This is a genomic window from Levilactobacillus sp., from assembly GCF_022646225.1.
Taxonomy (GTDB): Bacteria; Bacillota; Bacilli; order Lactobacillales; family Lactobacillaceae; genus Levilactobacillus; species Levilactobacillus suantsaiihabitans.
Genome location: NZ_JALCJA010000001.1, coordinates 375,049 through 387,346 on the forward strand (window position 1 = coordinate 375,049; position 12,298 = coordinate 387,346).

13 protein-coding genes are annotated in these 12,298 nt (G+C 51.4%); 4 read left to right on the forward strand and 9 right to left on the reverse strand.

Features of this window, described 5'->3' with window-relative positions:
• Positions 1-66 precede the first annotated feature (66 nt).
• Positions 67-870 (reverse strand): 30S ribosomal protein S2, encoded by an 804-nt coding sequence (rpsB, locus tag LKH74_RS01795; RefSeq protein ID WP_135368085.1) that lies wholly within the window; start codon positions 868-870, stop codon positions 67-69.
• A gap of 237 nt (positions 871-1,107) precedes the next feature.
• Here rpsB and LKH74_RS01800 point away from each other — a divergent pair, with 237 nt between their 5' ends.
• Positions 1,108-1,830, forward strand: a complete 723-nt coding sequence (locus LKH74_RS01800) for an HAD family hydrolase (RefSeq protein WP_287707828.1) — start codon at positions 1,108-1,110, stop codon at positions 1,828-1,830.
• A 646-nt stretch (positions 1,831-2,476) separates the two neighbouring features.
• Here the strand turns inward: LKH74_RS01800 and LKH74_RS01805 are convergent.
• From LKH74_RS01805 to LKH74_RS01815, 3 genes are all read right to left on the reverse strand, one after another.
• Positions 2,477-3,472, reverse strand: coding sequence for a D-2-hydroxyacid dehydrogenase (locus LKH74_RS01805; protein WP_135368087.1), 996 nt, complete (start codon positions 3,470-3,472; stop codon positions 2,477-2,479).
• A gap of 80 nt (positions 3,473-3,552) precedes the next feature.
• Positions 3,553-3,822: a GIY-YIG nuclease family protein gene (locus LKH74_RS01810; RefSeq protein WP_287707827.1), complete on the reverse strand. Its 270-nt coding sequence runs from the start codon at positions 3,820-3,822 to the stop codon at positions 3,553-3,555.
• Entirely contained in the window at positions 3,809-4,564 is a 756-nt protein-coding gene (locus tag LKH74_RS01815) for a tRNA1(Val) (adenine(37)-N6)-methyltransferase (protein ID WP_287707825.1), read from the reverse strand. Before LKH74_RS01815 ends, LKH74_RS01810 begins: the two co-directional genes overlap by 14 nt.
• A 90-nt stretch (positions 4,565-4,654) precedes the next feature.
• Here LKH74_RS01815 and LKH74_RS01820 point away from each other — a divergent pair, with 90 nt between their 5' ends.
• Positions 4,655-5,287, forward strand: coding sequence for a lysophospholipid acyltransferase family protein (locus LKH74_RS01820; RefSeq protein ID WP_135368090.1), 633 nt, complete (start codon positions 4,655-4,657; stop codon positions 5,285-5,287).
• Between the two features lie 156 nt (positions 5,288-5,443).
• Here LKH74_RS01820 and LKH74_RS01825 read toward each other — a convergent pair whose 3' ends face one another.
• The 4 genes from LKH74_RS01825 to LKH74_RS01840 form a co-directional block, all read right to left on the reverse strand.
• On the reverse strand, positions 5,444-7,240 hold the full coding sequence (locus LKH74_RS01825; RefSeq protein ID WP_287707823.1) for an ABC transporter ATP-binding protein: 1,797 nt from the start codon (positions 7,238-7,240) through the stop codon (positions 5,444-5,446).
• Positions 7,230-8,990 (reverse strand): ABC transporter ATP-binding protein, encoded by a 1,761-nt coding sequence (locus tag LKH74_RS01830; protein ID WP_287707822.1) that lies wholly within the window; start codon positions 8,988-8,990, stop codon positions 7,230-7,232. Before LKH74_RS01830 ends, LKH74_RS01825 begins: the two co-directional genes overlap by 11 nt.
• 135 nt (positions 8,991-9,125) lie before the next feature.
• Positions 9,126-9,350 (reverse strand): YneF family protein, encoded by a 225-nt coding sequence (locus tag LKH74_RS01835; RefSeq protein WP_125575920.1) that lies wholly within the window; start codon positions 9,348-9,350, stop codon positions 9,126-9,128.
• Positions 9,351-9,450: 100 nt separating this feature from the next.
• A complete protein-coding gene (locus LKH74_RS01840; RefSeq protein ID WP_135368093.1) occupies positions 9,451-9,699 on the reverse strand; it encodes a DUF896 domain-containing protein in 249 nt (82 codons plus the stop codon).
• A gap of 194 nt (positions 9,700-9,893) precedes the next feature.
• Here LKH74_RS01840 and lexA point away from each other — a divergent pair, with 194 nt between their 5' ends.
• A complete protein-coding gene (lexA, locus tag LKH74_RS01845; protein ID WP_135368094.1) occupies positions 9,894-10,523 on the forward strand; it encodes a transcriptional repressor LexA in 630 nt (209 codons plus the stop codon).
• Positions 10,524-11,000: 477 nt separating this feature from the next.
• On the opposite strand, the gene LKH74_RS01850 is transcribed toward lexA, so the two are convergent.
• Positions 11,001-11,441 carry a nucleoside 2-deoxyribosyltransferase gene (locus tag LKH74_RS01850; RefSeq protein ID WP_287707821.1) on the reverse strand — a complete coding sequence of 147 codons (441 nt, stop codon included), beginning with the start codon at positions 11,439-11,441 and terminating at the stop codon, positions 11,001-11,003.
• Positions 11,442-11,682: 241 nt separating this feature from the next.
• Between LKH74_RS01850 and LKH74_RS01855 the strand changes: the two genes are divergently transcribed.
• Positions 11,683-12,279 carry a hypothetical protein gene (locus tag LKH74_RS01855; RefSeq protein WP_287707820.1) on the forward strand — a complete coding sequence of 199 codons (597 nt, stop codon included), beginning with the start codon at positions 11,683-11,685 and terminating at the stop codon, positions 12,277-12,279.
• Positions 12,280-12,298 lie beyond the last annotated feature (19 nt).

A 12,298-nucleotide genomic window follows, 5' to 3' on the forward strand; every position in this document is an offset into this window, starting at 1 on the left:
TAAGCCAGCCTAAGGTGCTTTAAATCATATTTGGAAAGTCGTGGTCACCCACAACCTTGCATTTAATTACTTGTTGTCGCCTTCAACGGCGTTAACGATGCTTTCCATTGAGTTGTCAGCGGTCTTCTTGTCGCCCTTAGCGGCATCAGACTTTTGGCCTTCAAAGGTCTTTTCGTCAACTTGGTCTTCACCTTGACGGCCTTCAACGATAGCGTCAGCCATCTTAGAAGTGATCAAACGAACGGCACGGATAGCGTCATCGTTAGATGGGATAACCACGTCAATTTCGTCTGGGTCGGTGTTCGTATCAACCATGGCAACGATCGGAATGTTCAACTTTTGTGCTTCGTGAACAGCGATTTGTTCCTTGCGAGGGTCAACGATGAACATCACGTCAGGTAACTTAGGCATGTCTTCGATACCGCCTAAGAAACGTTCCAACTTGTCTTGAGACTTCTTCAGTAAGGCAACTTCCTTCTTAGGAAGAACATCAAAAGTACCATCAGTAGCCATCTTCTTCAGATCTTTAAGACGCTTGATCCGCGTTTGGATGGTTTCCCAGTTGGTCAAAGTCCCACCTAACCAACGGTGGTTAACGTAGAATTGACCGGCACGAGTTGCTTCTTCTTCGATAGAGTCTTGCGCTTGCTTCTTAGTCCCAACAAACAGAACAACGGCGCCCTTAGCAGCTTCGTCCTTCATGTAGTTGTAAGCAGCATCGATTAACTTCACCGTCTTTTGTAAGTCGATGATGTAGATCCCGTTACGTTCCGTGAAGATGTATTGCTTCATCTTAGGGTTCCAGCGACGCGTTTGGTGACCAAAGTGGACACCGGCTTCGAGCAGTTGTTTCATTGAAATAACAGCCATGATAAAATGCCTCCAAATAGTTTTTGATTTCCTCCCCCACGCTCATTTGACTGGAGAACTCGCAAGCGAGCACCCCTCCGGTCATCACGCGAGGTGTGAATTGGCGCATACGCACCGAAAGTTATTATACAAAACACCAGCCTTAAACACAAGCGAAATTTGCGAAGTTTGGGATTAAATTGGCTTTTTTTTCTGAATATGGTAAACTGCTAAGGAATTAAACGAGGAGGAAACGAAATGATAAAAGCGGTCGTCTTCGATGTCGATGACACGCTCTATGACCAAAAGGCGCCTTTCATGGCCGCCTTAGCCCCACTAGTAACCAACTCAGAGAAGTTTGATTTCACCCAAGCCTTGCAGGACTACCGTTGTCAAAGTGCCAGTGCCTACGCCCAAGTGGCAGCCGGTCACTGGACGCACGCAGAGATGGCCGTCAACCGGTTGAACGCGACGTTGCAGCAGCAACACCGCGGCCCGGTGACACCCGCCATGGCACAGGCCTTCGAACAGACCTACGCCGAAGGACTCAAGCACATCAGCCTCTTCCCTGGCCTGTCAACGGCCCTCGACCAACTGAAAGATCAGTTCAAACTGGGCATCATCACCAATGGTAAAACGCAACACCAACTGGCCAAGGTGATGCAGCTGCAGATGCACCGGTGGGTCGATCGCGACAACATCATCACGTCTGAAGAGTCTGGATTGGCCAAGCCCGATCCGCAGATCTTCACGTTGATGAACCACCGTCTAGACCTGCGTGCCAGTGAAGTGGCCTACGTGGGTGACTGTTACGGCATGGACGTTAAGGGCGCAAAACAAGCCGGCTGGCACGCCTTTTGGTTTAACCACCGGAACGCCGAAATAACCAATGGCAACTGGATTCCCGATCAAACCGTTGGGGATTCGCTGGAACTCCAGGACCTCTTGTTGGCCCTGGCCGCAGTTCCGGAAATGTCATAAGATTGCTAAATTTGTAGACTGGTGCGTTGGCAGTGATGCTAGCTCACCAGTTTTTCTTTGGCTACTTTGGTGGGAGCTGGCCGCCTGCCGTTTCGTGAAAGTTGTGCTGGAACGCGGTGGGCGGACCGGTCGAGCCAAAGTGCGGTCTCGCCCGCGCTTTGAGCCACAGAACACGTCTCAAAGACGCCAGTTTCCTAACCAGCAAGCTGCTAAGGGAACTCCCACGGCTGAGCACAACTTTCACTTCACTCTCGGCTACTGTAGCGACTGCCAATAACAACCGGTTTGTTCGATGTACCCTTACACTCACAGTCAGTTTAGTCTCGCAGCGACACACCCACAACCAGTTCAACGTCCCTCTGACGTGCCACCCCATTTTCTCAGATAACAATCGAGTTGGTATTAACGACTACTGCATGACCACTTTCTAAGTTAACGTCTTAACATTTCAAAAGCATCCCTCAAGCTGTCACGGACGCTCCCCAAAAACGCCATCAATCTAAGCCATAACCTGCCAAGGACTAGGAACTGAACACGACTTACCATCTAGCAAAAAAATGACCAGCCAACTGAAAAATCAGTCGACTGGTCATTTTTATGGTGATTGTTCGCTCAAAGACCAACGATCACCTTTGTCAGTCAAAGCTTAGAACTTAACTTCGTTTTCGGCCTTGCCCGTTTCGATCAATTGCTTGTTGTTGTTCAAAGCAAATTGAACCATGTTCTTAACGGCAGTCTTGGTGTAGAAGGCGATGTGTGGCGTAACCAGCACGTTTTCGCGCTTCATCAAGTTCTTCAACCGTTCGTCAGGAATAGCATCGAAGCTACCAAAGTCAGTGTTGAAGATCCCAACTTCGTCTTCGTAAACATCCAAGGCAGCACCGGCAACCTTGCCGCTGTCCAAGGCACGGATCAAAGCATCAGTGTCGATAAGGGCACCACGGGCTGGGTTCAAGATCCAAACGCCATCCTTCATCTTGCTGAAGGCATCGTCGTTCAACATCTTGTCGTTGTCCTTGGTTGCTGGGGCGTGTAAGGAAATGACGTCAGCTTGGGCGTATAATTCGTCCATTGAGTCAACGTAGATCCCTTGCTTTTCCAGTTCTGGGTTGTGGAAGACATCGTAAGCAATGACCTTAGCGCCAAAGCCTTGGTAGATCTTCATCGCAGCGCGGCCAATCCGACCAGTTGCCACAACACCAACAGTCATCTTGTTCAATTCGTCAGCAATGTCTGGGGCCCAAGTCAGGTCACCGTTGGCTTGCTTGCGATCAAACGTTGGGGTCCGACGTAACAGGCGCATCAGTTGGGTCACCGTTAATTCAGCGATGGCTTCTGGTGAGTATGCTGGGACATTGGTAACCTTGAAGCCGTTACGCTTAACAGCGTCAGCATCAACGTTATCAACCCCAACGTTCCGCAATGACAGATTAGTAACCCCGTTAGCGGCTAACTTGTCTAAGACTGCCGCCGTGTAAGGCTTTTGTTGGTAGACAACTGCGCCGTCATAGCCCTTAGCAAGATCGACCGTCTTTTCGTCCAGCAGATCTCCAACAGCCTTAACTTCAATTCCTTGGTCCTTGGACCATTGCTTCAAGTAAGGTTGTTCATCGTCACGAATGCCATAAGCAATAATTTTCACAGTTTGTTCCTCCTAAAAAGATATCTGTTTCATTTCTGAAGCACTTAATTAGTTTAACACAAATTGGGGCTTGTGCACCACTAAACACGTATTCCGTGTGCCGCCAAATACGCTAATTTGTGTTGTCGGCTCTGATGTTTAAAGACCCATTCGGCATGCAGCGCATCGTGTTTGTTGTCAAATTCCTCGCTGTAGAGCACTTTGAGCGGTCGGTGGACCTTGGTGTATTTGGCCCCCTTACCGGCTAAATGCGTCGCAAATCGTTTGGCCACATCCGTGGTGAAGCCCCCATACAGTGAGTTGTCTGCGCACAATAGCACATAGAAATAATACGCCTTAGCGGTGGCCATAGAGCAACGCCTCCACTTCCGGCGTGTAGTGGCCCTGAGCATCATACACGGTCAAGGGTGCGGGAAAACGGACGCCACCGGGCTTGCCATCCTTAATGGCTTCGACCAACACCATGTTGGCTTCCTTACCCGGCTTGGGGTGGACCAACCGAATCCGTTTGGGCGCCAGTCGATTGGCCGCCATCAGCTGGAGCAGTTGAAATAACCGGTCTGGCCGATGAACGAAGTAGGCCTTGCCATTCATCTTGAGTAGCCCACTGGTGGTAGCCACGATGGTCGCCAGGTTCGTCAAGATCTCGTGCCGGGCAATCGCCAAGTAACGGTTCGGATTTTTTTGGCTGTCCGGTAAATCCGCAAAGTACGGTGGGTTACAGGTCACCACGTCCGCCGAATCCTTGGGGATCCACTGATTCACCTGCGCCAAGTCCCCCTCATACACGGTCATTTGGTCGTCTAGCTGATTTAGAGCAATGCTGCGCCGCGCCATGTCGGCCAACCGTGGCTGGATTTCCACCTCGGCGATGTGACCGTGCGTCTTGTGACTCATAAACAGGCCCACCGCCCCATTGCCCGCACACAGGTCGACGGTCTGGCTACTGGCCCGCAGCGGTAGCTTGGCAAAATCGGCGAGCAGCACCGCGTCTAGCGAAAAGGCGAAGACCTCGGGACTTTGAATAATTTGAATATCCTGGCTATATAACTGGTCAATACGTTCATCGGGTTTCAGGGTCACTTTGACCACCCACTTTCAAAATTTTTACGGATAACTTGCAACGGTGCCGTTTTTTTTGCATACTAGATGAAATGGTCTCATTCGAGAGGAGCGCACCACATGTTTTATAAATTTCTACGTGGCGTGGTTTGCACGATTCTATTTCTCATCAACGGTCGCGCCCGCTACGTTCACCAGGCTGACTTACCGGACGGTCCCTACGTCTTAGTGGGCCCGCACCGCACTTGGTTTGACCCCGTCTACTTTGCGATGGCGGCCTACCCCCGTAAGTTCAGCTTTATGGCAAAAGAAGAATTGTTCCAAAACCCTATTTTCCGATGGTTGTTGAAACATGTCAATGGTTTCCCGGTAAATCGTGAGCACCCGGGGCCTTCCGCCATCAAGACGCCCGTGCGCATCTTGCGGCAAGGTGACCTGTCCTTGATCATGTTCCCATCCGGTTCACGGCATTCCAGTGAACTCAAGGGTGGCGCGGCGGTCATCGCCAAAATGGCCGGTGTCCCTTTGGTACCAGCCATTTATCAAGGTCCGCTCACCTTCAAGCAATTGTTCTCGCGTAAACCCGTAACGATTGCCTTTGGCGCGCCGATCGTCATCGATCGCAAGCTAAAGCTCAACGAGGAAGGGCAAGCAGTGATTGAAAAACAAATGCAAGACGCCTTCGACAAACTCGACCAAGAGATCGACCCCAATTTCCATTACGTCGATGTCACCGGCGAAAAGAAGGACTAAACAAAAGGATTGTTCCCACCAGCCAATGTTGGTGGGAACAATCCTTTTTAGTTTTTACGCTAGACTGAAGGTTGAAAGTGGGGCGTCAAGACCAATCGTCCGCCCCAGCGTTCCACCCCATATTTGGCGAACGGTAGGCGGCCAGCACGGACAGTATCACTCTTCAACATGAGCAGCGTTTTGGAGCTGAATCATGTCGTAGTAGTAGCCGTGTTGGGCCATCAGCTCATCATTGGTCCCACGCTCGACGATCTTCCCCTGGTTCAACACCAGAATCAAATCGGCGTTTTGAATCGTCGACAACCGGTGGGCAATCGCGATGGTCGTCCGGTTCTCCTGGATGCGGTCCAAGCCGTTTTGGATCATGGTCTCCGTTTCGGTATCGACGTTGGCCGTGGCCTCATCCAAGATCAAAATCTTGGGATCCGTGACCACCGTGCGGGCGAACGTGATCAGCTGGCGTTGACCGGCCGAGTATTCCGTCCCCCGTTCGAGCACCGGCGTAGCGTACCCTTGCGGCAGCTGGTCGATGAATTCATCGGCTTGAACGAAGTGCGCGGCTTGCTTGACCTGGTCGTCTGAAATATCGGGGTTGAACATCCGAATATTGGTCTGGATATCGCCGTAAAACAGCTGCGGTTCCTGTAAGACCAATCCCATCTTCGACCGTAATTCGGCTGCTGGGTATTCACGGATGTCGCGCCCGTCGATCAGCACCTGACCGGATTGAAATTCGTAAAAGCGCATCAACACGTTGATGGTCGACGTCTTCCCGGACCCCGTTTGGCCCACCAAGGCGACTGTTTGCCCCGGTTCAGCGACGAAGGACACGTCACGCAAGACCGGGTGCTCCTGGTCATAGGCAAAGGTTACGTGACGAAATTCAATCTTGCCGGCCGTAATCTTGGCATCCGCTACCGGATGTTGTTGGGGCGCTAAAGTCTGATCGTCAATGATCCGCAAGACCCGCGAGCCCGCGACCATCCCGTTTTGGAAGTCACTCAGGTTATCCATCATGTTACTCATCGGGCTGTAAAAGTTGTTCAGGTAGGTAATGAACGCGTAAATAACCCCCGCGGCCACGACCTCGTGAACGCCCCGGATCCCGAAAATTCCTAAAATGATGACGGTCCCTAACGCGTAGAACAAGTTAATGATGGGGCTCAACAAAAGCGAGTTGGTCCGAATCATATCGCGGCGGGTGCCGTAGTAGGCCTCGTTGGTCTTCTCGAAGTTCTTGGCCGTCCGCTTTTCTTGCCGAAATTCTTGAATGACACCGATCCCGGTAATGGCCTCGGCTAATTTGGTGTTCAGCTCACTGAGCCGTTCACGCATGCGCCGGTAGACCTTGGAACTGAACCGTTGGTAGTACCAGATCGTTAAGGCCAGAAATGGCACCAAGACCAGCGTCCACAGGGCCACGGTCACGTCAGTTGCGTACATCGCGATGAATGAAGAAATGACCGCAAATAACGCCAGCACCAGGGTGTTGAACAGCGCCCAGAAGTTGGAGAAGGTCATGGTATCGTTCATCAACCGCGACAGGATGGAGCCCCCCGGTGTTTGGTCGAAGTAGCGCATCCCCTTGCCATGTAAATCGTGAAATAATTTGCGACGGACATTTTCCAGCATGTATTCGGCGCCCATGGTACTGGTGTAGTTTTGCCAAAACTGGAAGATGGCCTTCACAATCATGCCGAAGAGATACAGCCCGGCAAACAGCCACATGATCACAATGGTGGCGTTATTGGTCCGTAAATACTTGTCCATATAGGTCTGCAGCAGCCACGGTAAGAAGACGTTGACCGCGCTGATCAAGGCCGACAGGATCACGGAGCCGATGAAAAACCACTTGTACGGCGCCGCAAACTTGAACAGCCGCTTGATCACGGTCAATTGCTCGCGACCGGACATGCTATGGGCCCAGGCGGATTCGTGCGTCTTATCTGCCATCACTGATACCTCCCTTCACTTGCGTTTCTAATTGTTGTTGCTCAAACATGCGTTGGTACCACCCGTGGGCGGCCATCAACTGCTCGTGCGTCCCGCGTTCGACGACGGCCCCTTGATCCAAGACCAAGATCTCGTCGGCATTCATGACGGAACTCAACCGGTGCGCGGAAATGATGGTGGTCTTGTTGGCCCGTTCGGCCTTCAGGTTCTCTAAGATCTCCGCTTCGGTCTCGGCATCCACCGCCGACAGCGCGTCATCCAAGATCAGCAACTCCGGATTGATCAACAGCGCCCGGGCAATCGCCAACCGTTGACGTTGACCCCCGGACAAAGAGATCCCTTCTTCACCGACCTCGGTATCGTAGCCAGCCGGCAATTTGGCAATCTGACCTGCCAGATCACTCTTGGCCGCCGCGGCTTCCACTTGCGCTTGGGTCGCTTCGGGCCGAGCAAAACGGATGTTTTCAAAGATATTTGTGGAAAACAGGAAACTTTCCTGTGGCACGTAGCCAATCGCCGGCAGGTAGCTGTCCAGCGCGTAATCTTTGATGGGATGACCGCCAAAGTCGATTTCGCCGGTGTAATTGTCAAACTCCCGCAGGATCAATTTCATAATCGTCGACTTTCCCGCGCCGACCCGCCCGACGATACCCAAGGTGTGGCCCGCTGGTAGCTCGAAGTCGATGCGTTTCAGGCTGGCCCCGGCGTTATCCGGATAGTCGAATTGCTGGACGTGATAACTCAGCGTCCCGCTCGGCCGCGTTTGAATTCCATTGGTCTGATCAATGATGTGGGTCTTTTGTGCCAACAATTCCATGACCCGGTCGTAACTGGCATTGCCCCGTTCCATGGTGTTGAACAACATCCCCACGGCAAACATCGGCCACACCATCATAGCCAGGTAACTGATGAAGGACACCAGGTTCCCAATCGTGATGACGTTGTGGGTGACAAACAGCCCCCCTAAGACGATGGTCGCCACGTACGAGATCGAAATAATCAGGGTAATGGCCGGGTCAAACATTGAATCCAGTCGGTTGACGTGCCGGTTGATCTCAATCGTCCGATCGACCTGGCTGTCAAAGTCGGCGACATCGGCGTCATCTTGGCCCAGTGTCTTGATGACCTTGATGCCACTGATACTTTCTTGGGCCTTGTTGTTCAGCCGTGAAAAGGCCGCCTGTGACTCGCCGAACGCCCGGTGAATCTTTTGCCCGAGATACCACGAGATGACCGCCAAAAACGGAAACGGCACGATGGCCAGCAACGTCAGCCGCCAGTCGATCAACGCCATCATGGCGATCAGCGTGGTGCCCCCAGTAATAATGGCGTCGGCGAATTGGAGAATCCCCCCGCCGGCGACCCGTTGGACGGCTTCCAAGTCGTTGGTCGCGTGGGCCATCAAGTCCCCGGTCCGATACTTCTGGTAGAAGACCCGGTCCATTTGCATGAAGTGGTTAAACAACCGGTTTCGTAACAGTTGTTCCAGCCGCGCCGCTCCACCCCAGATGGCGTTACGCCAAATGTAGCGCGTGGTGTATTGGGCCAAGGCCGCTAGCGTCACGAATAAGAGATCCATGGCCAGCACGCGTCCCGTCATGGTCTGCCCGTGAATGCCATCGACCATGTTTCCGATGATCCGCGGGGGAATAATGGCAATCAATGCCGTCAGCAAGAGGCCAATGACCCCGACCAGGTATCGCCGCCATTCCAATCGGAAATACCAAGATAGTTTGCGAAAAATACTCACGAACATCCCTCCTTAAAATTAGAATATGATTAAAATATAGCACAGACTTACTCATTTTACCGGAAAATCGTGAAATTACAACGAAAAAGACTCGCCCCAGGAAGAAACCTGGAAGCGAGCCTCAAATAAACCAACTTATTTTTTGTGTGCATTTTGTTGCATGGCGTTCATCATTTGATGAAGTTTCCGCTGTGAAGGCTTTTGGCCCATTTGCAACATCATTGCCCGTAATTGGTCTTCGTTGATTGGTGGATTGTCTTTCAGATAGTTTTCCATGTACTTCCGTGCGCCGAAAAAGCCACCTGCTGCACAGGCCAACCCCACGACGATCACGATTAAGATCCAGATCCAAGTTGCCAAGTCGTTTCCCCTCCTTTGATGAAGTCATTCATTTAACAATTCTACACAAACTTAACGCAAATTAAAAGAGCGAATCCCAAAAAGGACCCGCCAGTACGCCTTAATCGTCCCGTAAGCCTTTGTCGCGTTGAATCTGCCGGACCTTTTCCGGGGTGACTTCCTTACCATTTTTGTCGTAGACCTGCAACATCTCGACTTGGCTCTTGAAGCTCGCCCGGAAGAGCTTTAGGTATTGTTGCCGCAAGCCGGCACGTTCCGTCTTTTCCTCGGGCGTTAAGCCTTCCGCCTTATTTTTGTGTGCAAGTTCATTGATGCGCGTTAATAACGTGTCCATTGTTGGTTCTGCCATGAACAGTCCTCCTTGAGAAAAAATTTTGGGTTTAGTTATCGAAGTTTCCTTAAAAATTCAAGTCGACACCTATCATATCAGGGTTATTTTCAAATTTCAACCAATTTAACCGAACATCTGTTTGAAAACGTTCGGTACCTATGCTACAATTGCACTAAACAAAACTACGAATGACGAACGAGGTGGCAGAAAAAATGAGTAAGGCTTCTGAGAACAAACAAATCGCCGTTCTCCGCTTCATTTGGGAACGGGTCAACGAAAAAGGGTATCCCCCGACTGTCCGTGAAATCGGGGAAGCCGTGGCGCTTTCCTCAACTTCAACGGTCCACGGTCACATCGCCCGCCTGGAAAAGAAAGGCCTGCTGGTCAAGGACCCCACGAAACCCCGGGCGCTGGAAGTCACGCCGGCAGGACTGGAAGAACTGGGCGTCCACGAAGAACAGACCAAGATTCCCGTCTTGGGGACCGTCACGGCCGGCGAACCGATTCTCGCCGTTCAGGAAGCCACAGATTACTTCCCTGTGCCACCTGAATTCGAAAACGATGACGATCAACTCTTCATGCTCACGATTCGCGGCGAAAGTATGATCAATATCGGCATCTTAAATGGTGACCAAGTCATCGTCCGCCGGCAACAATCCGCCGATAACGGCGATGTCGTCATTGCCATGACCGAAGAAAACGAAGCGACCTGCAAACGGTTCTTCAAAGAAGCCGATCACTACCGGCTCCAACCAGAAAATGACACCATGGCGCCAATCATCTTGAATCACGTCAGCATCTTGGGTAAAGTCGTCGGCTTATTCCGCGACGATGTCCACTAGACTCTGCATACTTAAGTTAAAGCCAGCTCTCGATTTGAGGACTGGCTTTTTTAGTGACTGAAGATTGACTGGCAGCAATCGGCTAGAAAGATTGCCGTCATGCGATTTCGCGTTAAGACTAGTTGTTGACGACTGCAATAACCAAAACTGGCCACCTACCGTTCGCCAAAGGTGCTGACCACTAATAACCGACTAACCCCTTGTTAGCAGTTAGCTGCTCAATTATTTTCTTGTCAACACCGCGGGACTGATAGGCATTATCTCGCCGGAGACAGCCAGGGCCAGGGTGGAGCCAGCTGTGTCGACGGTGTTACCTGGCGTTGTTTGCCAGGTTACAGCGTGGGACGACTTGAAAGACTGGCCGGTTTTGCCAGGCTTTCAAGCGAACCGGAAGACCGTTCCTCAGGCTGGAGGTGTTCCCCAGAGCAGGCGGAACCCTGGCTGACGCAGGCACTGATTTAACCAATCCACCGATTGCTAGATGACTTCGCCGTGATAATGGCTTTCTGGCAAGGTTGAAAAGTCGTAAGCGGCCAAGGCTTCGGCTTCGCGTAAGTAGGCGTGGAGCCCCTCTGCCAACATCAGGTTTAAGATCGTATCCTTCTCGTGCAAGACCACGATTGGCTTCTTACTGTGAAAGGCGTACCCAATTTCAAAGGCCGTCCCCGAATCCACCTGGTCGTCCACGAAGTCGACTAGGGCAACGACGACATCCGCCTGGTCAATCTGGTGAACATCCATTTGGAAGGTTTCCGTTGCCCATTTGGGCGTCCCCATTTCCAGGTCATGAATTTCGTTCAATCGGGGGCTAAAGACGTTGCCCACCCGGGGATTGGCAGCCAAGGCCTTTTCTGCCCGTTCAATCCGGGAAATCTGTTCATCACTGAAGAAGGGTCCTGCTAAGTACACGTTAGTCAATCGAATCTCCTCATTTCTCTCTTGAATGTCCTTATTATACCGGAAACATTAACTCTATGCGATAGGTTTTTGATTAATATTCGGTTATAATTCCCCGAGAAGCCGTTTTCACGCACTACAAAAATAAAATATTCGAATTTGCCAATTGTTTCACGTTTTTTCGCGAACCCTTATCACTTCCTAACGGTTGCTATAATATTCATGCTATACTTAGCTTAACTTATCATGCGGAGGGGTTAACATGTTCTTAGGAATTGCGATTTTGGGTGCTATTTTCATTGTTATCACGTTTTTCTCGGTGATCAACGCTGGGCGACGGGGAGAATCACGGCGGGGCCCGTTGATTGTTTTGGTGCTCACAATTTTAGTCACGGCCGGCGCCATTTGGAAACTGCCCTACTGGTCGGCTGATCACCACCACAGTGACCAATCGGCAGCCAGCTCCGTTTCTAAAACGTCATCTCTCAGCTCCCAGTCTGGACAGGCCTTTGCCAGCAGCACGCCGACCATGACCCAAGCCGAAGCGGAAAAGCAGGTCGCTCAGCAGTTGGCGAAGTCCCTAAAGAAATTGGGCCCAGTCACTTTCGACAAGGCCAGCAAGACCTACACGTTGACCATCACCAATACCAATTTGAAGAAAACCATCAAGGGCTTACACGCCGATCCGAGTCAGGCCAAACAAGCCAAATGGCCGAAGTTTGCGCACAACTTCATTCAGACCAGCGCGTCATTGAAAAAGGCGTTGGGTAAGGGCTACAGCCTAGTGTTTCGGGTCGGTCACCAGTCGCCCGTCTTGGTCTACAAGGACGGCTACCTCACTAAGAATCAATTCGAATAGTTTGTAAAATGAAGGGTCT